This is a genomic window from Haloarcula sp. CBA1122 (genome assembly GCF_009741785.1).
GTDB classification, from domain to species: Archaea; Halobacteriota; Halobacteria; order Halobacteriales; family Haloarculaceae; genus Haloarcula; species Haloarcula hispanica.
Genome location: NZ_WPCB01000021.1, coordinates 1 through 23,500, shown reverse-complemented (window position 1 = coordinate 23,500; position 23,500 = coordinate 1). Strand labels below are relative to the sequence as shown.

Below are 23,500 nucleotides of genomic sequence, written 5' to 3'. Positions count from 1 at the left end.
CGCGAGACGCAACACGTCTCGGTTACGAACGGCGAAGCCGTAGGCGTAGCGACTCGCGAGATTGCGGTCGCTGTCTGTGACGCTGTTTCTAACTCTCTGCTGACCCAGCTACGGCGGGCCGACCGGCTTCGCTTCGGCCCAGTGTTCTTCAAAGGCCTGGCTGATATCGGCAGTGAAATCGGAGTCCTTCATGTCGATGACACCGAAGGTTTCCTCGCGGCCGAGGGGGTGTGGGACCTCGATACAGACCTCGACGCCGTCGAGTAGCTCGAACGTGGTCCTGATGTTCGGGCTAGCGCGGGCGCTGTAGTTGTCGTAGTGGAAGAGGCGCTCGTAGTACTCGCGGTTGGCCTCCTCGGGAAGGCTCTCGAACAGATCCGGTCGGACGAGCAGGGACACCTCGACGCCTCGTTCCAGCGCCGCCTCGAGTTCATCGACGATCCGCTCGGTGCCGGAGAGGATATCGACCTGTCGAGCGGGTGCCGAGCCGACCATGATGATCTCGTCGTCGGCGGCAGCCAGCCGTTCGAGCAACAGGTCAAGCGAGTCGTTGGGGCCAACGGCGGCCGTCCAGAATGGCTCCTCGACGGGGTCTGCCGACTCCAGTTGTGACGAGAGGTCGTCGACGATTTCCTCGTACTGGCCGACCTTCTCTTGGAGTTCGCGCTTCTTGTCTTCGAGCAGGCGGTCGAGGGCGGTGTCCGGCTCGACGGCGACGTATTTCTTGGGTCGGCTGGCGGTCTGGCTGCGGACGAGATTGTACGTTTCGAGGCTGTTGAGCACGTCGTAGATGCGGCCCATCGGGACGTCGCTGGCCCGCGACAGTTCCTTGGCCGTTGTCGGTCCCGTTTCCAGTAGCGACCGGTATGCTCTAGCTTCGTACTCGGAGAGGCCGAGATCTCTGAGACTGGACATACCCATACATCAGGGTACGTGTGCAAAAACTTATCGGGGGTTTACCGTTTGTCCACGTTTGCTGCCGTTGTTCGTGTCAGCGTTCGCCAGTTATCGAGGCTTCGAGGTCGGTCGGCGTCGTCCCCTCGGCGACGATAGCGTCCCCGTCGAGGAGTCGCGCCGTGCCGTCGCCGTCCGGCTCCGGGACGACGGTGGTCTCGTGGTCGGCCAGCCGAAGTGCCGCGCGGTGGAGGTCCGTTCCCGCTTCGGCCCCGACGGTGAGCGTCTGGGGTTGCTGAAGGCGGGCCGCGACGCCGGCGTAGCCGGCCACCTCGACGCCCATCCGTTCTGCTGCGCCGGCGAAGGACTCGACGGCTGAAAGCGCCGCGTTGCGGTATCGGTCCTCGCCGGTGAGTGCCGCGAGGTCGACAAGGGCGTCAGCCAGTTCCACTGTCGCGTCGAGCGGATGGAGCGAGCGGTTACAGAGCCCCGCCCCGCTGGCGGGACCGTCGCGGAACGCGCCGCCGTCCTGTTGACGGTTCTCGATGGTCCAGTCGGCGACAGCTCTGGCCGGCCCCGGCTCACCGAGGACCTGCCAGCTCGTCGTCAGGCCTTGTAGGAGCTGCGCCTGGTCCAGCAACAGGCCGGTATCGCTGTCCGCGCCGTCGTAGTGGGCGACTTCGCCGCCGTCGACCAGCGACTCACAGACAGCGTCCCGGGCGCGACTGGCGTACTGCTGGGCGCGCTCGTCGTCAGTGTAGGCAGCGACCCACAGCAGGGCATCGATGGCGAGCCCGTTGCGGTCGGCGAACACCGTCTCGTCGACGTTTGGCGACACCGTTCCCTCGCGTTCAGTCGGTTCCAGTCGGTAGTACTCGTCCGACCCGGCTTGGCTCGCGGCGAACGCGTCGTCGGCCCACAGCGTCGTCGTGAGGTAGTCGACGGTCCGCTGGGCGGCGTCCCGGTACGCCTCAGTCCCGGTGTACCGGTAGCCGTGAGCGAACGCCCGGACTAGGGCGGCGTTCTCGTCCAGCAGTTTCTCGCGCCGTGGGTTCCCCCAGTTGCGCTCCGTCGAGTATCGGAAGAAGCCGCCGTCGTAGGTATCGAGCAGGTGCGTGCGAATCGCTTCGAGTGTTCGGGTGGCCTGGTCTCGCGCCCGGACGAGAGCGAACTCGACGGTCCGTGGCAGCGGGAACTTCACGTCGGTTCCCCAGCCGCCGAACTCGTCGTCGAACGCGCCAAGCAGTTGCTCGACCATGTGCTCCTCGATGCGCGGGCGGAGCTCGCCGGCCGGCGGCGATTCGTCCTGTAACTGCCGGGGGACAGAGCCCGCTGCCGCACCCTGTGCGTCCCACGATTCTCGCACGGAGTCCAGAATGCCGCGGAACCCGTCCGGCCCGAGGAACGTCGCGCCGGTGATAACCTCGCCGTCAGGAGTCAGAAACACCGTCGACGGGAACCCACCCATCGTGTACCGCTCGCGGACGCGCGGATTGCGGTCGGCGTCGACACGAACCGGAATGAATCCATCGTTGATGTTGGCCGCGATGCGCGGCTCGCCGTACGTGCCCCGATCCATCGCTCGGCACTCGGCGCTCCACGGGACCGTCAGCGCCAGCAGCACTGGCTTCCCCGACTCGGCGGCGTCCTCGAACGGGGCTGTGCCCCACTCGCGCCACTCGACCTTGGTGTCGCGTGCGTATTCGTCCATACCAGGTCTGGGCGGTGGGCGTACAAAGGCCCTCTCACTCCCGGCGAAAGACCGATTGGCGGCGCGGTCCAAGCGTGGGCGATGGATACCCAGCAGGCGATTCGCGAAACGCCGGAACCGGTCACACCGGGCGACCGGCCACCCCGTCTCGGCCGCGTCCCGTTCGTCGACAACACCGCCGCGATGTTGCGTGACCCACTGGGGTTCTATGACCGCGCCGGCGCCCACGAGGCCGACATGGTGGGGTACAGCGTCGCCGGGACGACGGGCTGTTTCGTCTGCCATCCCGACCTCGTCGAGCAGGTGCTGGTAACCGATGCTGACGCCTACGAGAAGGGACAACTCCTTCAGGATACGCTCGGGCAGTTCATCGGCGAGGGGTTGTTCCTGCTGGAGGGCGAGGAGTGGCAACGCCAGCGAACGGCGCTCCAGCCGGCGTTCTACCGGGAGCGCATCGCCGCCTACGGCGACACGATGACTGAGTTCGCTGACCGAACGGCGGCGGGCTGGAGCGACGGCCAGCGCATCGATGTACTCCCGCACATGCAGTCGCTGACGCTGAACATTCTCGGCAAGACGCTGTTAGACGTAGACATCGAGACCACCGCTGACGCGCTGGAACCCCTACTCGACGCGCTACGCAAGCGGCTGGACCCGCGGTCGCTGTCGGCGTACCTCCCGCTGTGGGTCCCGACGGGAACGAACCGCGCCGTCAATCGCTCGCTGGCCGAGTTTCAGGCCACGCTCGACGACGTTATCGCCGCCCGCCAACGCGAGGCCGAGCACGCCCGCGAGGCGCGCGACGACGTGCTCTCCCTGCTGCTCTCGCTCGACGACGAGACGATGGACCGCGAGCGACTGGGTCACCAGCTCTTGACCTTCCTCGTCGCCGGCCACGACACGACGGCGCTGACGCTCACGTACGCCTGGTTCCTGCTGGCGAACAACCCCGAGTGCCAGCAGCGCCTGCACGAGGAACTCGACGCGACGCTGGGGAACAGCCAGCCGACGCCCGAAGACCTGTTCGAACTGCCGTATCTCGATGCCGTGCTGAACGAGGCTCTGCGGCTGTATCCGCCCGCGTTCACGGTGTTTCGCCAGCCGACGGAGCCGGTGACGCTCGGCGGGTACGAACTCTCGACGGACGCACAGCTCACCCTCCCGCAGTGCTCGTCCACAGGGACGAGCGCTGGTACGACGCGCCCGACGCGTTCCGTCCCGAGCGGTGGGACGACGACCTCGAAGCGTCGCTCCCGGACTATGCCTACTACCCCTTCGGTGGCGGCCCGCGCCATTGTATCGGCATGCGCTTCGCCCGGATGGAGGCCAAACTCGCGCTGGCGACCATTGCCCAGCAGTACGCTGTCGAGGCGGTCACCGAACCCCCGCTGTCGCTGGCGATGCAGATTACGCTGAGCCCCACAGAGCCAGTCGAAGTCCGACTGCGAGACCGCTGACCCGCTACCGCGGCGGCCGACAGCCCGGTCCCGCTCTCGAAAGGCGTTTGGGGGCGGGCCTGCAAGCAGTGGTATGCTCCGGGTCATCGGGCTGTTGCTGCTCATCCCGCTGTTCGACATCGTGTTGCTGGTGACGGTTGCGATACCGTTCCTCGGCTCGCTCGTGACGGTCGCCCTCGTCGTTCTGACGGCGCTGGTTGGCATGCTGCTGGTCCGCGCCGAAGGCCGTGCGACGCTTCGGAAGATCCAGCAGCGGCTCGCGGTCGGCGAACTCCCGACCGACGAACTCATCGACGGCGGCCTCCTTATCGCCGCTGGCGCGTTCTTCCTCACCCCCGGCCTAGTGACGGACTTCGTTGGCCTCCTGCTCGCGGTGCCGTTCACCCGGTACCCCGTCCGCGCTGCCACGCGCCGCTGGGTCGTCCGGCCCTACATCGACGCCAAGACCAGCGGTTTCGCCAGCGGCCAGGTGTACGTCGGCGGGTTCCCTAACGACGAGAACGGCCCGGCCGGCCCCGGTGCGACCGGTCCAGATGGCGGCCCCAGTTCGGGGTCCGGTTCCGGCTCCGGCACCTCCTTCGACCCCACCGAAGCCACTGACGTCGACTTCGACGATAGCGACGAAAACTGAAGCCCTGACGCGGTTTCACATCCCTAACCGGCCGCGAAACGTTACCCTTTTCAATACCCCTCGGGTACAAAAGAATGCGTTGGGCCAATAGCTCAATCAGGTTGAGCGCTCGGCTGATAACCGGGAGGTTCGCGGTTCAAATCCGCGTTGGCCCATACCGAGTTCTTCCCGTTGTTGGCTTTACCGAAACCGGAGCTACAGCGCTGTAGTTCGCTGATTTCGGCGGAATTGAAAAGTGCCGTTGAAGGAATTCTCTGTCAACTCGCAAGGGAACCTTGCGGACCCTGCCGCCGTCTGGCGTTTACTACGGCTCAGGCTGTTCTCACGAGTGAGGCGTGTCTGCACGATTCCGACCGGAAAAAAACACCCGGAAAACTTTCCTTTTGACTGCCTGTCAGTAAGCGCATGCGACGACGTCAGTTCCTCGCGAGCGGAACAGCCCTCCTCTCGGTCGCTGTCGCCGGCTGCGGTCATCCCTCTGTCGTGCTTGACATGGACGACGCGACAGCGGCCGACATCGCCGACGAAGTTTCGATGTCGCCCGGTCCCGAGTCGGCGGAGTACACGGTCGCCTCGGAGGCCATCGAAAACGGCTCTGCGACGCGCCGGGGGCGATACGAACTGTTCGACCAGACCGATACCGTCCGGATCGACGATGCCTTCTACGAAGTTTCGGAGACGGCACTCGAAAGCAGCGACGTGACGGTGTACGAGGTACGGATCGACTTCGATCCGGCTAATTCGACGGCTGAAATCGGCGAAATCGCCTACGAAGAGCTGCCGACGGCGGACCGCCAGCGCCTTGACCCGATCATCTCGGATGACAACCCACCCACCGGGGACGGGTACGACGTGGGTGTCGGGTACGGAACCGCCGAGGAAGTCGGCGACGGGTCGGTGTTCGTTCCGGAGCGCCAGTACGATATTATCGTCCACGACGGCGACCGCTATCGGGTTACGGTCAGTACACGAACGACAACAGAGACCGAATACCGGTACGAGGCGACGGAAGTCGCGTCGGGTGTCGCCTCGTTTGCTGACCAGATTCGAGACCAGTACTTGTTCACCCTCTCAGGCCTTTCCGACGCCGAACGAGAGGTCGTCGAGGAGGCCATCGACGGCGGATACTTCGAGGACAACGAAGCCTTCCAATCGGTCACTGACCGCATTCGGGAGCACGAGGGAATCGAGGTCACGGATAGCTACGGGACGTGGCTTCTGGCCTACGAACAGGGCGAGTATCTCACGTACGTCGAGTGGTAGCTATCCGGTGTACTCGTCGAACAGGTCGGCGACACGCTTCTCTATCTCGTCGCGGATTTCCCGCACCCGCTCGACCGACTGCCCGTGCGGGTCCTCTAGCGCCCAATCACGCACTGCGACGTCGGCGTCGAGTTCGAGCGTCGAACACCCCATCGTCGCAACGACGGTGCAACTGTTGAGTTCGTCGTCCGAGACCGGTCGTGGGGCCCGGTCAGACAGATCGATGCCCAGTTCTTGCATGGCTTCGACGACTTCCGGATGCACTTCGTCCGCGGGGTCTGTGCCGCCGGTCAGGATTTCGACCTCGTCTTCGAGTCCGCGTCGGGTGCGTTCTCGCTTGGCAAACGCTGTGGACATCTGACTTCGGCCCGCGTTCTGGACACAGACGAATCCGAACTTCAGGGGCGTATCAGTCATCGCGTAATAGTTCCGAGCGAGCGGAATAACCCTTCCTAAGACCGCTATTGTGGTCTATATATCCGAGACTCTCCACCGGCCGGTAGCAGCGGCTGGCGGGCCGACCGTGGGTGGAACGCCCCCACGTACGTATAGTCCCTCCACATTGAGGGGGCAGTTCCTTCGGCTATCCCAGTCCGTGCCTGAGTACATGCCGGAGTACCGCTTCACGTGCCCGAACTGTGATGCGTGTGCAACGGTCGACGGTGGCGTTCGAGAGCGCCTGTTGGTTGTTGGATGCCCAGTCTGTGCCGGGCCAGTCGATACCCCGGCGTTCGTCGAGGTTTCGCCACACAGCACCGATCGTACCTGAGCCACGCCGTTGCCCGCACTGAATTGGTCCGAGAGCTGCGAGGTCTGGATCGCAGCTTTCACTGATTACACAACTTATTTGAACCTATCTTAAGACTGACTGAACATGATAGAAGACGCACTTCGCTACCAGACACAGGGCGATGACTGGGTCAAACGCGTCGCCCTCGGTGGCGTCGTACTGTTTTTCGGCTTTTTGCTCGTTCCGCTGTTCACGTTCCAGGGATATATGCTCGAAGTGATGCGCCGGGTCCTCAGGGACGAGACTGACGCTCCACCCGCCTGGGACGAACTGGATCTGGTCGACATAACTGTCGACGGAGTCCGGCACGCGGTCATCGTTATGGGGTACGGTCTCTTGCTCACCCTCGTGCTCGCTCTCCCGGTCCTGCTGATTATCGGCGGTGGAATCGGCGACTCAGGGGGGCTGCTGCTCCTTGGCTTTCTCATTGCTGCCTTGCTCTACTTTATTGGCGTTCTCGCAATGGCAGTGATACTGCCCGTCGCGACAGGGAACTTCGTCCGGGCTGATAGTATCGCTGCGGGTTTTGACCGGGATGTTCTCTCGTCTGTCGGGACGAGCCGAACAATGCTGATGGCTGTGGTGATGGCGTTTGCGGTCAACGTCATCGTCTCCGTTGGAGCGACCATTCTGGGATTCACCATCGTCGGCTACCTCGCGGTTCCGTTCCTCGCGTTCGTTGGCCAGTCGGCCATCATGTACGTCTGGGGGCGTGGCTTCGCGGACGCATACGAGGAGGAGTACGGCGAACCGCCGCTCGCACCCACGACTGCGACCGGCGGGACACACGGGTCCGGGCCAGCCACGACAGGGACCACTCCGAGCGTGGATGAACCGATAGGAGACAGCGATACTGACCAACCGAGTTGGAGCGACGACACCGACGAGAGCGGATTCGGCACTTCAGCCTGGGACGACGCCGGTGACGGTGACAGCGGGCGACGCCGATAACGGTTGCTGGATACGGGTCGTTTACCGCAACGCGAAGCGCTGTTAGAAATCGCTTAACTGCGACTGGAGCCCGGCGACCAGTTCGGACTTGCGCCGTAATTGCCCGAGGGTGACGGGGAGTTGGTCGGCGATGGCCGTCAGCGTCTCCTTGAAGGACTGGGCGGTCCCGGGTTCGCCGTCGAACGCGTTGCGGACACCCTCGCGTACCTGCCAGACGCCGACCGGGGCCCAGTAGTCGTCGGTGATCTCCCGCAGCACCAGACACTTCGCCTGTTTGTCGCGCTCCTGCAGGTGTTCGAGGACACCGAGGCGTGCCGCGTAGTACGCTCCCGCAGTCTCCTCGACATAGGCGGTCCGTCCCTCGTAGCCCTCGTGAGCGCTAGACATGTAGTAGCCCGTCTCGGGACGGGGGTTCCAGACGCTCTGGGGGGCTTTCATCTCGACGAGTTCGAACTCCCAGCGGCCGGGCGCAAGCACCACCCAGTAGCGGTTTCCCATGTACTCGTTGTACCACAACTCCGGCTTATCGATGGTGTCGGCGTTGCGGAGCGTCCCGCGGACGTACTGCCCGACCGTGTCGTCGACGGCGGTGATCGACCACCGCGTCGGCACTAGCGACCGCTCGCTGGCCTGCCCGAGCGCACCCGCCGAGAGGATGGTGTTGATGTCGTACACGTCGAACCCACGGCGGTACAGATACGCCATCGCACCCTCCGCGCGCCAGTCGTCGTCCGACAGCGTCTTTTCGACGGGTCGGGGAACGTGGGGGTTCTCCGCCAGATCGGCACCAGTCGCGTGGGCGCGCGGCCCCGTCGGCGTCCCGACGTCGTCGAAGTTCACATCCATCTCGGGAGTGCCGTCGAGACCCACCTCCACATCGACGGGATGGTCCGCGATAGCGACTTCTCGCTGGACGCCGACGAAGCCGTTCCAGACGTCGTGAACCCCGCCACCGCCCCGCCCGCCGCCGGCGCTGACGGAATCGACTGATGTCGTCTGGGTGGAGTTCACCATGCCGGTCCGGCGCTGGAGGACGTCCTCGATACCAAGTCCCTCCTGGTACCAGTCGCCGCTGGTCGCGAACCCGGCAGCGGCGGCGTCGGTATCGACCGGGGAGAGCAGGCCCGTCGAGACATTGGGATACCCCGACCGGCCGACGAATATCTCCGGGGCTGTCGATCCGAACAGCGAATCGCCCTGCACTGCGGCCTCGAACTGCCGCTCGACGTCTTCGAGGTGGTCCGTGATGGCGTAGGACTTCTCCGCCGCGAGGCGGCGCCGCTGTGCGGCTTCGTCCTCCTCGAACCCCTCGATGAACTCGTCGAGTTGCATCTGTCACGCCTTCGGTCCTCCCCGATAAGAACCTTTCCGGCGGTCCGTGGGAGAGCAACTCTTACAGGGTTGGATTGAGTAACAACAGGTGATATAAATCATGGTAGATACAACGAAGTGGTTCCTCCTCGGCGCGACGCTGGTCAGCATGGTCGTCGTATTCGTCTCTGCCGTCATTCCCGTCGCGTACCAGCAGGCGCTGGTCAACCTTCTCGTCGGAGAACTCGCGGCCCTCACGCTCGCACACTCCACCTACCGCGTCTCGTCGGGGAAACAGGTAAGCCCCGTTGCAGCGGCGATAGCCATTCTGTCCGGGATTGTCCTGTTTCTCTCACCCATCCTCATCGAGCCTGTCGACCCAATCCTGTCGATAATGTTCGCCGCCGGAGCCGTTGTCACCGTCGGCGGGCTGGTCGGTGTTCTCGGTCGGGTACTCGGCGGTGAAGAGGGTCGACAGACCGGTGCCGAGCGAATCAGCAGAAACGCCGGAAACTGACGGGCCGACCACAACGTCTATACCGACGGGTCAGCCACCCTCGGACAATGCCGGTCATCGAATGCGACGAGACGACGGCCCGCGAGCGTCTGGCGGATGCGGGACTCGACATTGACGCGGGAAACACCGACCACGAGCGCTGGCGCGTCGAATACGGCGGCGCGACGGCGGTCGCCTACGACGGAAAAGTCGTCGTACAGGGTGAGGGGACTGCACGACTTGAGGCCCTGCTGCGCGGCACTGACGGCGGGCGCGTCCATGCATATTTTGATGGCGCATCGCGGGGAAACCCGGGACCGGCCTCAGTCGGCTACGTGCTGGTTGACGACAGCGGGATTGTCACGGAGGGTGGAGAAACGATAGGAACGGCGACAAACAACCAGGCGGAGTACAAGGCGCTCATCCGCGCGGTTGAAGTCGCACGCGATTACGGATTCGACGATGTCCATATCCGGGGTGACTCAGAGCTTATCGTCAAACAGGTTCGTGGCGAGTGGGATACGAACGACCCAGACCTGCGCGAAAGCCGTGTCCGCGTGCGCGAACTGCTGACCGACTTCGACGACTGGCAGATCGAGCATGTTCCGCGGGAAATAAACGACCGTGCAGACGAACTAGCTAACGACGCACTCGACGATGACTGACCTGCCGACAGATGTGACCGAACAGGCCGAACGGCTGACCAGGCTCGCTCGCGAAGTAGTTGATGATGCCGAGGCCGACGCCTACAGGACTGAACGCGACGAAATCCTCGCGGAGTACGACTACACTGCCCGTATCAGAAACGACGAGACGGGTGACGTACTCGTCTGCCATCCCGTCGAATGGGTCGATGACGGCGTCATCCGTCCGGAGCGGGTCGACGACATCGACCGTGGCGTCGAGATACGGCTTTCGGGCCCCGGCGACCCGGACGAGTGGGCGGAAATCGACGCTGCAAACCGAGCCGTCGTCGAAGCTGTGACCGAAACACACGGTGAGACACACGGCGCCAACGCGGAGCTGCTCGCCGATTTCATGGGTAACCACTACGCGAAGCCCATCTCGGAGGCGACACCGGACGAAATCCAGGAGTTTCGGGACGACTACGTCCGGCGGAACGCGTGGCCAACTGCGGAACAACAGTCGGCCCTCGACCAGTCGATCCGTCTCACTGTGGAAGAAGCCGGTGGCCGCGTCCCCGACGCGTAACCGTTCGGTATACCCGCCGGTAGTCAGCGTTTGGTTCGCATTAAGAATTGATTAACAGTAGTTCGCAGGTGCCCAGATGCGAGTCTACTGCTGCGCCGCGATCAGGTCACGGAGTTCGTCGGCTCGACCGTCATCGGAGATGAACTTCCCGAACACCCATCCGAGCTGGTCGAGGACTGCGTCCTTGCCCGACTCGGTCAGGGAGTACTGGTTCGTTCGCTTGTCGAGTTCGCTCTTCTCGACGAGCCCCATCTCGACGAGGTCGTCGAGGTTCGGGTACAGGCGACCGTGGTTGACTTCGTCGTCGTAGTATTCTTCCAGTTCGCGCTTGATAGCGAGACCATACCGTGGCTCTTCAGCGAGTATTACCAGGATATTCTGCTGAAAAGCGGTAAGCTCTTTTGCGATGCCCGGACTGTCAGTAACTGTTTGTGCCTCTGACATAGTTGAGTAAATGTCAGCAAGCTATTTAACACTTGTTAACTCTGGCGCACAACGCCTGCTGTGGGGCATTAACCACCACACAACTAGCAGGTACAATAATATCGAGAAAATTATATTATATGGGTTCAGTTAAATTGAGTTTCCGATTAATCTGCTTTCAGATTGTCGTTTACAGGTAGTAAGTGTAATCTAAGAATATATCTATAGTTAGATATTATTGGGTTATATAGCGCATAATACCGAATAGCTGTGGCTATTACGAAAGGATTTTTTGACGGCGTCGCGCAGTCGCCGGTGATGACGAACCTCTGGGAAGACCTGGAAACTGGACCGAACCCGCCCGAAGAGATCTACGCTGTCGTCGAGTGCCTGAAAGGCGAGCGTAACAAGTACGAATACGAGAAGGACATCCCTGGTGTCGTCCTCGACCGTGTTCTCCACTCGAACGTTCACTACCCGTCTGACTACGGTTTCATCCCGCAGTCGTACTACGACGACGAGGACCCGTTCGACGTGTTAGTCCTCGTCGAAGACCAGACGTTCCCCGGCTGTGTCATCGAGGCCCGTCCCGTGGCCCTGATGAAGATGGACGACGACGGCGAGCAAGACGATAAGGTCATCGCAGTTCCGATCGAGGACCCGCGCTACGATCACATTGAGGACCTCGACGACATCCCGCAGCAGACCCTCGACGAGATCGACGAGTTCTTCTCGACCTACAAGAACCTCGAAGAAGGCAAAGAAGTCGAAACGCTGGGCTGGGAGGACAAAGAAGCCGCAAAGGACGCTATTGTCCACGCCCAGGAACTGTACGACGAAGAGTTCAACTGACGCTTCCGGGACCACATTTTTGCGGTTTTGTTCCACCGCCGCCGTATTTCCAGAAGTAATACCGGCAGGTGTCTCCGATTATGTATGAGCATGGGTAATTTTTTGTCCGTGTAACTACTATCGATATGTGTATGGCTACTGATGACACCGACGCGGCGCTGGACCACACGACTGTCGTTCCGCGAGTCGAGCGGCGGTCGACACCCGGAATCGCACATCTGACCGTGGTTCCGGAGAACGCGGACCAGTCGTCCTGAGCGTGGGCTGTATCGATGGTTTTGCCGCTTTCGGTGACGCGGCTCCGAAAAGAAGTTTCTTGTTCCTGACCTGACTAACGGGTCGTATGGGATTATTCGACCGATTGAAGGGAGACGACGCACCGCGTGTTGCCTTCTTCGGCATTGACGGCGTACCGTTCAGCCTCATCGACGAACACCCCGACGTGTTCCCGAACCTCACGGAGATGGCATCGGACGGAAGCGCCGGCCCCATTGACAGCATCGTCCCGCCCGAGTCTAGCGCCTGCTGGCCGGCTCTGACGACTGGCGTTAACCCCGGACAAACGGGTGTCTACGGCTTTCAGGACCGCGAGGTCGGGTCATACGACACCTACGTCCCGATGGGGCGTGACGTGCAGGCGACGCGCCTCTGGGACCGCGTCACCGACGATGGCCGCAATGCCACGGTTCTGAACGTGCCGGTTACCTTCCCGCCACAGCGGAACGTCCAGCGGATGGTGTCGGGCTTCCTCTCACCGGGCGTGGACAAGGCCGCCTACCCGGACGAACTCCGAGATCACCTTCAGGACAGCGACTACCGGATCGACGTCAACGCCAAACTCGGCCACGACGACGACAAGAGCGATTTCGTCGAGGACGCCCACAAGACGCTAGAAAAACGCTACGAAGCGTTCAAACACTACGTCGAGCAGGACGACTGGGACCTGTTTTTCGGGGTGTTCATGACCACTGACCGGGTCAACCACTTCCTGTTCAAAGACTACGAGCGCGACGGCGAGAACCAGGAGGCGTTCTTCGAGTTCTACAAGCAGGTCGATGCCTATCTCGGTGACCTACGCGACCGACTCCCCGACGACGTGACGATGGTCGTCGCCTCGGACCACGGCTTCACCTCCCTCGACTACGAGGTTCACTTCAACGAGTGGCTCCAGCAGGAGGGGTGGCTCGACTATGCGACCGACGACCATTCCGAACTCGGCGACATCAGCGAGGACACGAAAGCCTACTCGCTCATCCCCGGTCGCTTCTACATTAATCTGGAGGGCCGCGAACCGAACGGCAGCGTTCCCGAATCCGAGTACGAGTCCGTCCGTGCGGACCTCAAGGAGAAACTCGAATCGCTGGAAGGCCCGGACGGCAAGAAGGTCGCCGACCGTGTCGTGACCAAGGAAGACGCCTTCCGCGGCGACCACGACGACATCGCGCCGGATCTCACCGTCGTCCCGAACCACGGGTTCGACCTGAAGGCCGGATTCAAGGGCTCCGATGACGTCTTCGGTGTCGGGCCGCGAAACGGCATGCACAGCTTCGACAACGCGACGCTCCTGGTTGATGACCCGGACGTTCGCATCGAAGACGCCGACCTCTACGACATCGCGCCGACCGTTCTCGACCTGCTCGACCACGACTTCGACCGCGCGAAGTTCGACGGTAGCAGCCTCGCCTGAGGCTGCCGTCTCAGTCGAGTGATTCCGGTATCTGCGCCGAAAACAGCTTAGAACAGTCCGTCCAGTTTGTCGTTTGTGAACTCGTCCGGGTCGGTCGTCCCGCCCTGGGAGTCAGCCGCCTCGCGGGCGCGCTTCATGAACTCGTCGACCCGTTCGGACCGTTCGACGCCCGAAAGGACGATGAGTGACGCGATTTTGTCGGAGCCGAGCGGGAAGTCCCCGCCCCGGACCTCCATGCTCCCGGTCTGGTCTTCCACCCAGCGGCGCGCTCGTTCGACGCCCTTCCGCGAGAGGCGTTCGGGGTCGCCCGCGACGACGAGGAGGGCCGAGTCGGCCTTGACCGCGTTGGGCAGGCTCATGCTCGTGAGGAGGGCTTTCCGGGTGACGCTGGTGATGGTGTTGACGTTCTCGCCGGCGTCCTCGCTGGCCTCGGCGCTGGCGTAGCCGATGGAGGCGATGCCGCCGCCCCTGAGCGTGTTGATGATCTCTGAGGAGTCGACGACGCTCTCACCGACTCCCTCGACAGCCTCGCCGGAGGCAAACAGCAGGCCGACCCGCTGGGAGATAGCGTCGTTGACGCGTTCGAACCCGGCAGCGACGCTGTCGCCGCTGCCCCGCCAGGCGTCGTTGTCGACGAGGAGGAGGGAATCGGCCTCGCGGGCGGCGGTCTTGAGCGAGCGACCGGCGTTTGCCTGGTACAGACCGCCTTCGTCCCGGCCGGGGAGGATGCCGAGGACGTACACCGGCTTCTCGTAGATGCGCTTGAGTTCGCGGGCGAGCATCGGTGCGCCGCCGGAGCCAGTGCCACCGCCGAGTCCGGCGACGACGACGATGGCCTCGGCCTCGGTCGTGATGCGCCCGTCGAGTTCGTCGAGCACCTCGGTGGCGTTCTCCTGCATAATCTGGGCCCCGAGTTCGTTGTCACCGCCGACGCCGTGACCTTTCACGCGGTCCTGTCCGATGAGGGCCGTGTCGATATCGAGGTCCTGGAGGTCGGCTCGCGCCGTATTAACGGCGAGGGCCCCCCGGACAGCGTCGAACCCCATGTCGTAATCGAACTGGGCAAGCGACTGGGTTACTTTCCCGCCAGCCTGCCCGACACCAATCAGGACGACTTTCATACCAGATGTCTTGTGAGGCTGACTAATCAACGTTGTCCTCACACTGTCAACGGGCGACAAGGAGCGGTAAAACGGTTCTTGGCGCGGAATACAGGGTTCGATTACTCGACGTGAGTCGTGTCGGGTGGCTACTCGACCTGCAGCGTGTAGATCCGTTTTCGCGCGTCGGCGAAGGAAAACCGGGAGTCGATAACGCCGACATCTTCGAGGCGGGAGAGTGCGTACCGGACCGTCCGCGGTGGCAGCAGCGTCTCCTCGGCGAGTTGGCTCTGAGTCAGAGTCTCGTTGTACTCCAGGACTTTCGCGACGAGTTTCGCGCTCGGCGGGAGATCGCGGACGGCGTCCCACCCGCTGGTCTCGTGCTCGCTGTCGGTATCAGCGGACTGGATATCGGATGCACTCATGGTACTGTCACCATATCCAATACAGAGTGATAATATTTTCTGTTCGTAATTATGCTCTGTGGAAATGTTTCGGCAAAAAGCGCGGCCACGGCCGGGGTTCGATGCCCGAAAGTTTACCTTCAGTACATCCGGTGTCACAGACGTGGACGAAGTCGAGGTCAGCACGGTCGTGTACGTCCCACCCGAAGAGGTCTACGAGTTTCTGTTGGACTTTCCGGGCTACGCGCGATACTCGGAGTATCTCGATCGCGTGGTACAGGACGGCGACGGCTCGCCGGGGACGAACTACGACCTCGTGTTCTCGTGGTGGAAGCTCTCCTACACCGCTCGGTCGGCGGTGACTGACGTTTCACCGCGACGCGCATCGACTGGCGGATCGTCAAGGACATCGACGCCGAAGGGTACTGGGCAGTCGAGCCTGACCCGGACGGCGTCCCGGCGGACGTGGAGACGGCGTCACGGGTGCGGTTTCACGTTGCGTTCGACCCCGGGTCGGCCTCGGACAATGCCGTCGACCTCCCCAGACTCGTTTCGATGGACTGGGTCATCGAGAAAGTCAAGCCGCTCATCCGCAAAGAGGCGACCAAAATCGTCGAACGTGTCGTCGAGGACCTCGAAGGGCAGGAACGGGACGTCGATCTGGAGATTCACGCCGGTCCGGATTCGGTGTAACGCGGCGACGGAGCGTTACTCGGGCGTCTCGTAGTCGCCGCCGTACCGGATGAAGAAGTACGCGAGTCCGAGCGTCGCGACCATCACGAACGAGGTTGCGACGCCGAGCGTTTTCGCGCTGTTTGGCACTTCCGGCGGGCCGGAGCTCCCACTACCACCACCGCCGCCGGAGGACTTCGCTGGGTAGTCCGTCCCGACGACGACGGCCCCCTTCATGCCGAGGCTCTCGTGTGGCACGCAGACGTAGGGGTAGATGCCGTCCTCCTCGAAGGTGTGCTCGTAGTTGACGCCGGCGCTTGAGACAGCGCTACCGGAGTCCAGCGGCCCGTCGCCGTCCGAGACGACGTTGTGGCCGCCGCCGTTACCTGTCCACTCGAACTGGACGGTCGCGCCGTTGTCGACGTGAATTGCGGGCGGGCCGAAGCCGAAGGCTCCGCCGTTGGCCTGCACGCCGACCTCCACCGTCGCTGTGTCCTGTCCGGTTGCGTCGACGGTCGACCCGTCGAAGTTCCCTACCTGGTCCAGGAAACCGCCGTAGTCCGGCTCGCCGCCGCCTCCACCGCCGTCGCCGCCCTCGGTGCCTTCCTGTGCGGTCGCGGTGCCTGCTGCGGCCGACGCAGCCGTGGCCCCTGCCGCCGTCCGCAGGAAGCCCCGACGGGACACGTCCGCTCTACCGTCTGTCATACCTGACCGTTTGTGACTCCCCGTCCTGAATATGTCGGTTTCGAATCGGGGCAGTACTCTTCACAGCATATCACAACTGCCACGGCTGCCGTGAAACATTTAACGCCGGTAGAACGAAACCACCGGTATGTCTACCGGAAGCCACGGGGTCGTCGGCGGGATCCGTATCGACCTCAATAGATTACACGAAACGTGGATGGAACTCGTGTATCCACGTCAGCGAAACGCTAACGACACCGTCCTCGGGACGTGGACGCCGGACTCCTCGGTCGGGTTGGCCCTCTATCGCCTCTGGTCTGCGCTCGGGGTCCCAGTCATCGCGCTGGTGTATCCGCTGGTACTGTGTGGCGTCGTCCTGCGCTACCAGACCCGTCGCATCGACGGCACGGCGACCCGCCTGGGCGTCGTCGGCGTCGTTCTACTCTCCGTCGTCGCCTGGGGTGGCCTGGCGGCTCTCGCGCGACTCGAACCGGGGAGTATCGACCTCGTGTCGGGTGGGTTCACCGCCGTGGTTGTCGCCGGCGGCGTTGCGACGCTATCGAGCGCGCTCGCGGTCACGTTCCGGCGGGTCGGCGGCCGTGGGACGACGGTCGCGCTGGCATATCCGTTCGCTATGACGGCCATTTTCCTGCCGCCGGTCGTCGCAGCGCTGTACTCGACGACCGTCGCCTCGGTCGTCATTCCAGCGAGCGACTCGCTGTCGCGGTGGTTCCTCTACGAGGTGCTGGCCTCCGTCGGCGTCGCTGAGTTCTTTATCGAGAACTTCGACCGGGAAGGTATCGCCTACGTCATCATCTGGCTCGGCATCTCTATCCCGCTGGGGTGGGTGCTCGGCCTACTGGTGACGCTTGCGGACTTCGTCCGCCCGACAGAGTAACCGCAAAGCCAACGTTTAGACGACCCGGGCTCCAATGATCGGCTGTTATGGAATTCGATACGACAAAGACTGCAATCGCCTTTCTCGTCCTTGTCGGGGTAATGGTGAGTGGCTCGTTCATGGGAATGCCTTCGAGTATCGCACTTCCCGTCAGTGTCGGGCAGATAGTCGTCTTCGCGCTAATTCTAGCGCTCGGCGTCAAACACGGCGAGTACCGCGCGACTCGCTAAACGGCCCCGTAGCGGACGATTAAAAGGAGCTACGACGGCGTCGTGTCGTCTGGCCGAACAACGGTTTCTTCCGGCGCATCCCCGTCAGCAACAGCGATATCCCCAGTCTCGTCGCCACCGAACACCACCGTCGCGCCGGCCCGCATCGGCGCAAGCAGTCCGGCGACGATTGCCCCCGCCGTCGTCATCGGTGCCCGGAGCGCGACAGTCGTCTCCGCGCCGATATCGTAGTCTGCGACGACACGACCGCTTTCGGCCATGAGCTCGCCGTGCGTGTACGTTCTGTCGGCCGCCAACACGTCGTCCTCGGGCGCGACTTCGCCCGGCGGCTGGAGCGGGTTCTCGCTCCACAGCTCCCGCTCGAACTGGGCGATGGTGGGATCATCGACTGGGCCGCCGTATGCTAATCCTTTCGTTCCCGGCCCCTGCGTGTAGCGGTCGAGCCACGCCGCTGGTGCGACCAGTGCTGTCGCATCGACCGCATTCGGCGGGTCCATATCGACGACCGCGCCATCGAGCGCGGCCGCGAGGAAGGCAAGCAGCGCGTCCGGCCCGTCCCGAAGGTAGCCCAGCTGGTCCTCGTCAGTCGGCTCTTTCGGGCCGACGACGACGGCGACCCGCGTCCCGTGCCGGACGCCGTAGTGCCGCAGCAGATTCCCGCCTTTCCAGGCGTTCGTGGCGAAATCGGAGTAGCTGTACGGTGTCGACCGCTCCGGCGAGCGAAAGAGAACGCCGTCGCGGTCGCGGGCCTGCGCGACAAGGTCACCGAGTACCTGCATGTGTCGTCGTTCGGCCCCGCCGATGAAAAACAGCGCGGCCACAAAGCCGATATAAGTGGCCCCCTCCACGCTCTAGAAATGAAAAGGCAACAACAAGTCGCCGACGTGCTCAGGCACAACGACATCGACACGCCGCCAGCCTACCGGCTGCTCGATGTGGTATCCGAACTCGGCGACATCGCGGCACAGGTCAACGAAACGACCGGCTACGGCACCGATTTGACGGCACTATCGATACGGGAAGACGAACTCGGCGACGCTCTATTTGCACTACTCGCGCTATGTGAACAACTCGATGTCGACGCCGATGCCGCGCTCTCGGCGGCGCTTGCGAAGTACGAGGGTCAGTCCGGCTCAGACGGGACGCCGGCGAGCGGCGACTGACTACAGCGAGTTCTTCAGTTTCTCGAAGAAGCCTTCCTCGACGTCGACCTCCTCGCCACCGGCCTCCGCGAACTGTTCGAGGGCCTCCTTCTGTTCGGCGTTGAGGCTGTCGGGCGTGACGACCTGCACCTGTACGTAGAGGTCACCCTTGCCGCGTCGGCGGAGTCGCGGCATTCCTTTGCCCTCCAGTCGGAACACCTCGCCGCTCTGGGTCCCGCTGGGCACGTCGACTTCGACTTCGCCGTCCAGCGTCGGGACAGTGATGGTGTCGCCGAAGACGGCCTGCGGGAACGAGATGGCCTGCTGGTGTTGCAGGTCGTCGCCGTCGCGCTCGAAGTCCGGGTGGTCGCGCACGCTCACCTCGATGAGCAGGTCGCCGTTCGGGCCGCCGTTCTCGCCGGGCGCGCCCTCGCGCTCCATCCGGAGCGTCTGCCCGTTGGCGATGCCGGCCGGGATCTCGACTTCGAGGCTCGCGTCGTTCTGGACGACGCCGTTGCCCCGACAGGTCGAACACGTCTCGTCGTACAGCGTTCCCTCGCCGTCACACCGGCGGCAAGTCGTCCGCTGCTGAACCCGGCCCATCGGCGTCTGCTGGACCTGCGTCGTCTGGCCCTGCCCGTTACACTCCGGGCAGGTCTCCGAGTCGGCCCCCGGCGGATGCCCGGCCCCGTCACAGTCGTCGCAGGCTTCCGGCCGGGTGACGTTCAGCTGCTTTGTCGCGCCGTTGTACGCCTCTTCGAGGTCGATTTCCAGTCGCGTCTGGAGGTCCTGGCCCTGCCGCCGTCGGCTGCCACCGCGCCCACCGCGGCCACCGCCGCCGAAGAACTGGTCGAAGATATCCTGCATATCGAAGCCGCCAGCGCCGCCGCCGAACGGGTCCCCGCCCATGCCGCCGCGGCCGCCGCCACCGCCAGCGCCGCCGCGCTTCTCGGCCTGCTCGAAGCGCTCGTGGCCCATCTGGTCGTACATCTGGCGCTTCTCCTCGTCGGTAAGGACCTCCTTGGCTTTCTTGGCTTTCTTGAACTTCTCCTCGGCGTCGGGGTCGTCGCTCACGTCCGGGTGGTATTCCCGGGCTTTCTCTCGATAGGCCTCCTTGATCTCGTCTTCGGAGGCGTCCCGAGAGACACCGAGTATCTCGTAGAAATCCTGACTCATTCGTTGTACGAGGCTTAGACGATTGAGCTACTTCAAAAGAACGGGTTGCCGACTAGTAGTGTTTGACTGTACTGCTTACACACTGATCACACTGCTGTCGTGCGATCAGGTGTGCATTGCTGTTCAATGGCTACTATAGCTCTTTACCGTGGTCCAATTGAACGGGTCCTCGAACATTCAACTAACGACTCCAGCGTTCGGACCGTACCGGGGCGCTTATTTCCGTGCCGGGGGAGGATTCGGGCAATGAATCCTGAGTCGTCGCGTGGTCACCGGGGTCTCGTCACGGTCGAGCGAGTCGCAGTCTGGGGGCTCGCGGCGCTGGCCGTCGTCGGGCTGGCCGCACTCGTCGTCGGCCCCGGCGCGGACCTGCGGACGGCGTCCCCGTCGGTCACCATCGACGGCCAGTTCGACGCCGAGGCAGGGGCGGTCACGCTTACCCACGCTGGCGGGGACAGACTCACGGACACCAGCACGCACGCGCTGGCGCTCGTCGTCACTGATGCCGACCGGAACCGCTCGACCACGCTGACGTGGGCTGAGGCGGACCAGCTACCCGTCGAATCTGACGATACAATCGTTCTTGACGACCCGCGCGTGGACTCAGACGGTGACGGTAACTACCTTGACGGCGACGTCTCCGTCGGCTTCTTCCTCGACAGCGGCGATACGATTGCGGTTCGCTGGACCGGCCGCCCACTCGGTGCGCCGGGCGAGCGGACGACGACGCTCGACACAGTGACGCTCGGTAACGAGACTGGCTGACTGTTTGCACCTCACGGGCGGGTCCGTATAGCGTCTCCGGGAAGCGTCACCGGCCGCCATCGGTGGTGTGCCTGTCCTGCAAACGGTCACGAACGGACGGGCCCGGTGCGGACATACACGTCCCCGGCTCCGGTCACGGTCACTGCGTAGTCGTCCAGCTGAAACGAGAGCGAGACGGCTCTGTCCGGACCTGATGCATGGACAAATAGCTCGTCAAGCGCGTCCGGATCGAGCGTTTCGATGAGGGGCGATAGCTCTATGGCCTCTCGGTCAGCCGCGATCGCGACCGTTTGCATCACCGCGACTGACGGTGAGACAACGTCCCAGTCGAACTCCGCGTGGAGGGTGTCCGGGTCGTCAGATGTCCGGTCGGGCCGCCTGTCGGACCCACTCATTACTGGAAATATGTCTATCTATCATATTAATTCTACTGTCAATTCATCAGTTGGATATGTGATGTATAATACGTCTACCTAATACCCGAGTGAACACCGGTTACGTGTCCGCGAATGTACAGTACTGGTTACAGTTTATAACCGTAGGCTGATACAATAGCTATCTGATGAACTTGCTTTTCGGAGTGAACTGTTTCCATCGGGCGGTGAAGTTACGGGCAGCGAGATGACTGCTGAGTTCTATCTGACAGCGATCCGCTTCGGCCGAATCACGTTCCGGACACATCGCTCAAAGCCTGTCGGACCGACTTTTTGAAAGTAGCACGCAGCAGATGTGGTTGGGACACATAGATTGCTGCGTGCCAACTACTCATAGTCAGGACCCATGTATAACAGTTGTGTGATTAATTGAGTAAATATAACTGTCGCGTAGAAACAACGTCGACACACATCACCGATTACAACGGCTAGAGGCCCATTCAGTTACGATACACCGTGGATCGTTCGTCGACCACCGCTCACTGGGACGAGAGCCGACAGTGTTACAGTAACAACGTCTTTTACCTGTGGGCGTCATCTCTCTACACATCCTCGGCTTCCACCGAGATGAAGGTTGGGACACATGACATCTGATGCAACACACGAAGAAGCAGTAAGTTTACTCCAGGAGTTGGGCCTGAAAGAGTACGAGGCGAAATGTTTTGTCGGACTCTCTCGGATGTCCAGCGGTACAGCGAAGGGATTGAGCGAGGTAACGGAGGTTCCGAGAACGCGCGTCTACGACGCCGTTCGGATTCTCGAAGCGAAGGGGCTGGTCGAGGTCCAGCATTCGAGCCCCCAGCAGTTCCGGGCTGTCCCGCTCTCCGAGGCCACCGAAACGCTCCGCGATCAGTACGAAGAGCGCGTCGAACGCCTCCAGTCCGCGCTGCGCGAGATGGGAAGCATCGAGTCCGACGACGACGAGGCCGAGCTACAGGAGGTCTGGTCGCTTTCCGGGCCCGACGCTATCGAGAACCGTGCCGCGGCAATCATCGAGGAGACCACTGACGAAGTGGTCCTCGTCATCGGTTCCGACGCGGTCCTCACCGAGCCACTGATCGAGCAACTCAATTCCATCGACTCGGATATCGATCTTATCGTCGGTAGCGGGTCCGCATCGATACGGGACCGCGTGGAACGGGAGATCCCACGCGCCACCGCGTTCCTGTCGGAACTGGACTGGCTCCGCGGCGAGATAACCCCGCAGGAGGATGCTGCTGTCGGGCGGCTCCTGCTCGTCGACCGGTCAGCGATGCTCGTCAGCTCAATCGACCCGCAGACCGGCAACGAACAAGCCATCTTCGCGACCGGACTCAGAAACGGACTCATCGTCATCGCGCGCCGCCTCCTCTCGCAGGGCGTCGTGGAAATGACGCCACTCGAACAGGATTAGCGAACAACGCAGTTCGGGATTTTGCGCTCCCTATCTCTCACTCGTCGTAGTTCTCGGAGAGGAACGCAAGGAGCGGCCGGACCTGCTCGTACTCCGGGCCGCGTGTTACCCAGTGGGTCTCCCGGTCCCATTCGATGAGCCCTATCTCCGCCAACTTCGGGAGATGCCGATGATAGAAGTCTGCCGGGATTGCTGGCTCGCCCACTGGTGTCCGACCGCCATCAAACTCCGAGACGGATGGCCGCCACCGCTCCGCGTCACGTAACGCGAATAGTATCTGACGGCGGTCCTCGTGTCGCACCGCGTCGAGTTGGGCGCTCAGACACTGTGGCTGGATTCGCTCCTGATTGCTCACTGCGCGGCTATACGCCCGTCTATCTGATATATATGCACTATTTTCATTATCTTATACTGTTTTGATTATCAGGGTTACCTGCGCTAGGCGATCCCTACTAATACTCCGATTCCTTGGTTAGGAGGATCGGAACAGCGATGTGCCCGCTCACAGCGATTGTCAACTCAACATGATGGAACGCAGCCATGTACTGAACAGATACTCCTACTGACCCAATCCGACCGCTTCGTGAATCCGACAACGCTCCCCAGACCCGTGGATTCAGCTTCAGCACTTCCGGCACTCAAAAAATATGTGCCGTTCACCGTTGCGAGCCCGCCAGACACGTCTAACGAGCTGGTGAAAACGACTTATTCTTCGTCATCGTCTTCGAGACGTTCGCTCTGCTCACGTCTCGAAACACCGGAAGATATCGCTTCGCTCATCTTCCGAGCCGACGACTCGGCCCCGTCCTGTTAGTCCTCGTCCTCGTCGTCGACGTCTTCGAAGTCGGCGTCGACGTACTCCTCGCCCTGCTCGGCCGCGCCGCCCGCTGCGCCGCCCGGACCGGCAGCACCGCCGGGCGGCCC

Annotated in this window: 26 protein-coding genes, 1 tRNA gene and 2 pseudogenes; 17 read left to right on the top strand and 12 right to left on the bottom strand. The window is 62.6% G+C overall.

Annotation, left to right across the window (positions count from 1 at the left end; translation table 11 throughout):
• Positions 1-108: 108 nt before the first annotated feature.
• Together GJ630_RS10225 and GJ630_RS10220 are read right to left on the bottom strand one after the other, a co-directional pair.
• Complete coding sequence (locus GJ630_RS10225; RefSeq protein ID WP_008310877.1) at positions 109-915, bottom strand: TrmB family transcriptional regulator; 807 nt, start codon at positions 913-915, stop codon at positions 109-111.
• A 76-nt stretch (positions 916-991) separates the two neighbouring features.
• A complete protein-coding gene (locus GJ630_RS10220) occupies positions 992-2,605 on the bottom strand; it encodes a DUF255 domain-containing protein (protein ID WP_146417953.1) in 1,614 nt (537 codons plus the stop codon).
• Positions 2,606-2,788: 183 nt separating this feature from the next.
• Between GJ630_RS10220 and GJ630_RS10215 the strand changes: the two are divergent.
• The 4 genes and pseudogenes from GJ630_RS10215 to GJ630_RS10200 all read left to right on the top strand — a co-directional run bounded on the left by GJ630_RS10215 (position 2,789) and on the right by GJ630_RS10200 (position 5,956).
• Positions 2,789-4,062: pseudogene (locus GJ630_RS10215) on the top strand (cytochrome P450).
• Between the two features lie 73 nt (positions 4,063-4,135).
• Entirely contained in the window at positions 4,136-4,693 is a 558-nt protein-coding gene (locus tag GJ630_RS10210) for an FxsA family protein (RefSeq protein WP_007189126.1), read from the top strand.
• Between the two features lie 81 nt (positions 4,694-4,774).
• Positions 4,775-4,848: transfer RNA gene (locus GJ630_RS10205), tRNA-Ile, on the top strand.
• A gap of 250 nt (positions 4,849-5,098) precedes the next feature.
• Positions 5,099-5,956, top strand: coding sequence for a hypothetical protein (locus GJ630_RS10200; RefSeq protein WP_191449841.1), 858 nt, complete (start codon positions 5,099-5,101; stop codon positions 5,954-5,956).
• Here GJ630_RS10200 and GJ630_RS10195 read toward each other — a convergent pair whose 3' ends face one another.
• Positions 5,957-6,373: a low molecular weight phosphatase family protein gene (locus tag GJ630_RS10195; protein ID WP_129756027.1), complete on the bottom strand. Its 417-nt coding sequence runs from the start codon at positions 6,371-6,373 to the stop codon at positions 5,957-5,959. It lies immediately after the preceding gene.
• A gap of 457 nt (positions 6,374-6,830) precedes the next feature.
• On the opposite strand from GJ630_RS10195, the gene GJ630_RS10190 reads away from it, so the two are divergent.
• A complete protein-coding gene (locus tag GJ630_RS10190; protein WP_191449840.1) occupies positions 6,831-7,697 on the top strand; it encodes a DUF4013 domain-containing protein in 867 nt (288 codons plus the stop codon).
• 42 nt (positions 7,698-7,739) lie between these two features.
• On the opposite strand, the gene nreA is transcribed toward GJ630_RS10190, so the two are convergent.
• Entirely contained in the window at positions 7,740-9,029 is a 1,290-nt protein-coding gene (gene nreA, locus GJ630_RS10185; protein ID WP_146417944.1) for a DNA repair protein NreA, read from the bottom strand.
• A 100-nt stretch (positions 9,030-9,129) separates the two neighbouring features.
• Between nreA and GJ630_RS10180 the strand changes: the two genes are divergently transcribed.
• Genes GJ630_RS10180 through GJ630_RS10170 form a run of 3 tightly spaced genes read left to right on the top strand, consistent with a single transcriptional unit; the run spans position 9,130 to position 10,716 of the window.
• Complete coding sequence (locus GJ630_RS10180; RefSeq protein WP_008310867.1) at positions 9,130-9,525, top strand: hypothetical protein; 396 nt, start codon at positions 9,130-9,132, stop codon at positions 9,523-9,525.
• A 47-nt stretch (positions 9,526-9,572) separates the two neighbouring features.
• Positions 9,573-10,169, top strand: coding sequence for a ribonuclease HI (gene rnhA / locus GJ630_RS10175; protein WP_014039529.1), 597 nt, complete (start codon positions 9,573-9,575; stop codon positions 10,167-10,169).
• Positions 10,162-10,716: a hypothetical protein gene (locus tag GJ630_RS10170; protein ID WP_014039530.1), complete on the top strand. Its 555-nt coding sequence runs from the start codon at positions 10,162-10,164 to the stop codon at positions 10,714-10,716. Before rnhA ends, GJ630_RS10170 begins: the two co-directional genes overlap by 8 nt.
• Positions 10,717-10,800: 84 nt before the next feature.
• Here the strand turns inward: GJ630_RS10170 and GJ630_RS10165 are convergent, their stop codons facing one another.
• Complete coding sequence (locus GJ630_RS10165; RefSeq protein WP_004518536.1) at positions 10,801-11,160, bottom strand: PadR family transcriptional regulator; 360 nt, start codon at positions 11,158-11,160, stop codon at positions 10,801-10,803.
• A 297-nt stretch (positions 11,161-11,457) separates the two neighbouring features.
• Between GJ630_RS10165 and GJ630_RS10160 the strand changes: the two genes are divergently transcribed.
• The 3 genes from GJ630_RS10160 (at position 11,458) to GJ630_RS10155 (ending at position 13,678) form a co-directional block, all read left to right on the top strand.
• Entirely contained in the window at positions 11,458-11,991 is a 534-nt protein-coding gene (locus GJ630_RS10160; protein WP_004593839.1) for an inorganic diphosphatase, read from the top strand.
• Positions 11,992-12,122: 131 nt separating this feature from the next.
• Complete coding sequence (locus tag GJ630_RS20330; RefSeq protein WP_004593838.1) at positions 12,123-12,248, top strand: hypothetical protein; 126 nt, start codon at positions 12,123-12,125, stop codon at positions 12,246-12,248.
• Positions 12,249-12,334: 86 nt separating this feature from the next.
• Positions 12,335-13,678 carry an alkaline phosphatase family protein gene (locus GJ630_RS10155; RefSeq protein ID WP_014039532.1) on the top strand — a complete coding sequence of 448 codons (1,344 nt, stop codon included), beginning with the start codon at positions 12,335-12,337 and terminating at the stop codon, positions 13,676-13,678.
• Positions 13,679-13,725: 47 nt separating this feature from the next.
• Here GJ630_RS10155 and GJ630_RS10150 read toward each other — a convergent pair whose 3' ends face one another.
• Both GJ630_RS10150 and GJ630_RS10145 read right to left on the bottom strand, forming a co-directional pair.
• Positions 13,726-14,799 (bottom strand): tubulin/FtsZ family protein, encoded by a 1,074-nt coding sequence (locus GJ630_RS10150; protein WP_014039533.1) that lies wholly within the window; start codon positions 14,797-14,799, stop codon positions 13,726-13,728.
• A gap of 128 nt (positions 14,800-14,927) precedes the next feature.
• On the bottom strand, positions 14,928-15,203 hold the full coding sequence (locus tag GJ630_RS10145) for a helix-turn-helix domain-containing protein (RefSeq protein WP_014039534.1): 276 nt from the start codon (positions 15,201-15,203) through the stop codon (positions 14,928-14,930).
• 142 nt (positions 15,204-15,345) lie between these two features.
• Between GJ630_RS10145 and GJ630_RS10140 the strand changes: the two are divergent.
• Positions 15,346-15,875, top strand: a pseudogene (locus GJ630_RS10140) (type II toxin-antitoxin system RatA family toxin).
• A gap of 15 nt (positions 15,876-15,890) precedes the next feature.
• Here the strand turns inward: GJ630_RS10140 and GJ630_RS10135 are convergent.
• The gene (locus GJ630_RS10135) at positions 15,891-16,559 is read right to left on the bottom strand and encodes a halocyanin domain-containing protein (protein ID WP_014039536.1); all 669 of its coding nucleotides are present in this window, start codon (positions 16,557-16,559) and stop codon (positions 15,891-15,893) included.
• A 127-nt stretch (positions 16,560-16,686) separates the two neighbouring features.
• Here GJ630_RS10135 and GJ630_RS10130 point away from each other — a divergent pair, with 127 nt between their 5' ends.
• Together GJ630_RS10130 and GJ630_RS10125 are read left to right on the top strand one after the other, a co-directional pair.
• Positions 16,687-17,436: a hypothetical protein gene (locus GJ630_RS10130; protein ID WP_014039537.1), complete on the top strand. Its 750-nt coding sequence runs from the start codon at positions 16,687-16,689 to the stop codon at positions 17,434-17,436.
• Positions 17,437-17,483: 47 nt separating this feature from the next.
• Positions 17,484-17,666 carry a hypothetical protein gene (locus GJ630_RS10125; RefSeq protein ID WP_014039538.1) on the top strand — a complete coding sequence of 61 codons (183 nt, stop codon included), beginning with the start codon at positions 17,484-17,486 and terminating at the stop codon, positions 17,664-17,666.
• Positions 17,667-17,695: 29 nt separating this feature from the next.
• Here the strand turns inward: GJ630_RS10125 and GJ630_RS10120 are convergent, their stop codons facing one another.
• The gene (locus tag GJ630_RS10120; RefSeq protein ID WP_191449849.1) at positions 17,696-18,445 is read right to left on the bottom strand and encodes a hypothetical protein; all 750 of its coding nucleotides are present in this window, start codon (positions 18,443-18,445) and stop codon (positions 17,696-17,698) included.
• Between GJ630_RS10120 and GJ630_RS10115 the strand changes: the two genes are divergently transcribed.
• Positions 18,446-18,829, top strand: coding sequence for a MazG-like family protein (locus GJ630_RS10115; protein ID WP_371727352.1), 384 nt, complete (start codon positions 18,446-18,448; stop codon positions 18,827-18,829). It abuts the gene before it with no gap.
• On the opposite strand, the gene dnaJ is transcribed toward GJ630_RS10115, so the two are convergent.
• Complete coding sequence (dnaJ, locus tag GJ630_RS10110; RefSeq protein ID WP_050037554.1) at positions 18,830-19,984, bottom strand: molecular chaperone DnaJ; 1,155 nt, start codon at positions 19,982-19,984, stop codon at positions 18,830-18,832.
• Between the two features lie 246 nt (positions 19,985-20,230).
• On the opposite strand from dnaJ, the gene GJ630_RS10105 reads away from it, so the two are divergent.
• Positions 20,231-20,749 carry a hypothetical protein gene (locus GJ630_RS10105; RefSeq protein ID WP_014039542.1) on the top strand — a complete coding sequence of 173 codons (519 nt, stop codon included), beginning with the start codon at positions 20,231-20,233 and terminating at the stop codon, positions 20,747-20,749.
• Positions 20,750-20,835: 86 nt separating this feature from the next.
• Here GJ630_RS10105 and GJ630_RS10100 read toward each other — a convergent pair whose 3' ends face one another.
• Positions 20,836-21,144, bottom strand: a complete 309-nt coding sequence (locus GJ630_RS10100; RefSeq protein ID WP_014039543.1) for a HalOD1 output domain-containing protein — start codon at positions 21,142-21,144, stop codon at positions 20,836-20,838.
• A gap of 622 nt (positions 21,145-21,766) precedes the next feature.
• On the opposite strand from GJ630_RS10100, the gene GJ630_RS10095 reads away from it, so the two are divergent.
• Complete coding sequence (locus tag GJ630_RS10095; RefSeq protein ID WP_191449838.1) at positions 21,767-22,576, top strand: TrmB family transcriptional regulator; 810 nt, start codon at positions 21,767-21,769, stop codon at positions 22,574-22,576.
• Between the two features lie 37 nt (positions 22,577-22,613).
• Here GJ630_RS10095 and GJ630_RS10090 read toward each other — a convergent pair whose 3' ends face one another.
• Complete coding sequence (locus tag GJ630_RS10090) at positions 22,614-22,931, bottom strand: hypothetical protein (protein ID WP_050007978.1); 318 nt, start codon at positions 22,929-22,931, stop codon at positions 22,614-22,616.
• Between the last annotated feature and the right edge of the window lie 569 nt (positions 22,932-23,500).

Excerpts from the sequence above, each read along its gene's own strand:
- GJ630_RS10225 (WP_008310877.1), bottom strand. The coding sequence starts at position 915 with ATGTCCAGTCTCAGAGATCTCGGCCTCTCCGAGTACGAAGCTAGAGCA.
- GJ630_RS10220 (WP_146417953.1), bottom strand. The coding sequence starts at position 2,605 with ATGGACGAATACGCACGCGACACCAAGGTCGAGTGGCGCGAGTGGGGC.
- GJ630_RS10210 (WP_007189126.1), top strand. The coding sequence starts at position 4,136 with ATGCTCCGGGTCATCGGGCTGTTGCTGCTCATCCCGCTGTTCGACATC.
- GJ630_RS10200 (WP_191449841.1), top strand. The coding sequence starts at position 5,099 with ATGCGACGACGTCAGTTCCTCGCGAGCGGAACAGCCCTCCTCTCGGTC.
- GJ630_RS10195 (WP_129756027.1), bottom strand. The coding sequence starts at position 6,373 with ATGACTGATACGCCCCTGAAGTTCGGATTCGTCTGTGTCCAGAACGCG.
- GJ630_RS10190 (WP_191449840.1), top strand. The coding sequence starts at position 6,831 with ATGATAGAAGACGCACTTCGCTACCAGACACAGGGCGATGACTGGGTC.
- nreA (WP_146417944.1), bottom strand. The coding sequence starts at position 9,029 with ATGCAACTCGACGAGTTCATCGAGGGGTTCGAGGAGGACGAAGCCGCA.
- GJ630_RS10180 (WP_008310867.1), top strand. The coding sequence starts at position 9,130 with ATGGTAGATACAACGAAGTGGTTCCTCCTCGGCGCGACGCTGGTCAGC.
- rnhA (WP_014039529.1), top strand. The coding sequence starts at position 9,573 with ATGCCGGTCATCGAATGCGACGAGACGACGGCCCGCGAGCGTCTGGCG.
- GJ630_RS10170 (WP_014039530.1), top strand. The coding sequence starts at position 10,162 with ATGACTGACCTGCCGACAGATGTGACCGAACAGGCCGAACGGCTGACC.
- GJ630_RS10165 (WP_004518536.1), bottom strand. The coding sequence starts at position 11,160 with ATGTCAGAGGCACAAACAGTTACTGACAGTCCGGGCATCGCAAAAGAG.
- GJ630_RS10160 (WP_004593839.1), top strand. The coding sequence starts at position 11,458 with ATGACGAACCTCTGGGAAGACCTGGAAACTGGACCGAACCCGCCCGAA.
- GJ630_RS20330 (WP_004593838.1), top strand. The coding sequence starts at position 12,123 with ATGGCTACTGATGACACCGACGCGGCGCTGGACCACACGACTGTCGTT.
- GJ630_RS10155 (WP_014039532.1), top strand. The coding sequence starts at position 12,335 with ATGGGATTATTCGACCGATTGAAGGGAGACGACGCACCGCGTGTTGCC.
- GJ630_RS10150 (WP_014039533.1), bottom strand. The coding sequence starts at position 14,799 with ATGAAAGTCGTCCTGATTGGTGTCGGGCAGGCTGGCGGGAAAGTAACC.
- GJ630_RS10145 (WP_014039534.1), bottom strand. The coding sequence starts at position 15,203 with ATGAGTGCATCCGATATCCAGTCCGCTGATACCGACAGCGAGCACGAG.
- GJ630_RS10135 (WP_014039536.1), bottom strand. The coding sequence starts at position 16,559 with ATGACAGACGGTAGAGCGGACGTGTCCCGTCGGGGCTTCCTGCGGACG.
- GJ630_RS10130 (WP_014039537.1), top strand. The coding sequence starts at position 16,687 with ATGTCTACCGGAAGCCACGGGGTCGTCGGCGGGATCCGTATCGACCTC.
- GJ630_RS10125 (WP_014039538.1), top strand. The coding sequence starts at position 17,484 with ATGGAATTCGATACGACAAAGACTGCAATCGCCTTTCTCGTCCTTGTC.
- GJ630_RS10120 (WP_191449849.1), bottom strand. The coding sequence starts at position 18,445 with ATGCAGGTACTCGGTGACCTTGTCGCGCAGGCCCGCGACCGCGACGGC.
- dnaJ (WP_050037554.1), bottom strand. The coding sequence starts at position 19,984 with ATGAGTCAGGATTTCTACGAGATACTCGGTGTCTCTCGGGACGCCTCC.
- GJ630_RS10105 (WP_014039542.1), top strand. The coding sequence starts at position 20,231 with ATGAATCCTGAGTCGTCGCGTGGTCACCGGGGTCTCGTCACGGTCGAG.
- GJ630_RS10100 (WP_014039543.1), bottom strand. The coding sequence starts at position 21,144 with ATGAGTGGGTCCGACAGGCGGCCCGACCGGACATCTGACGACCCGGAC.
- GJ630_RS10095 (WP_191449838.1), top strand. The coding sequence starts at position 21,767 with ATGACATCTGATGCAACACACGAAGAAGCAGTAAGTTTACTCCAGGAG.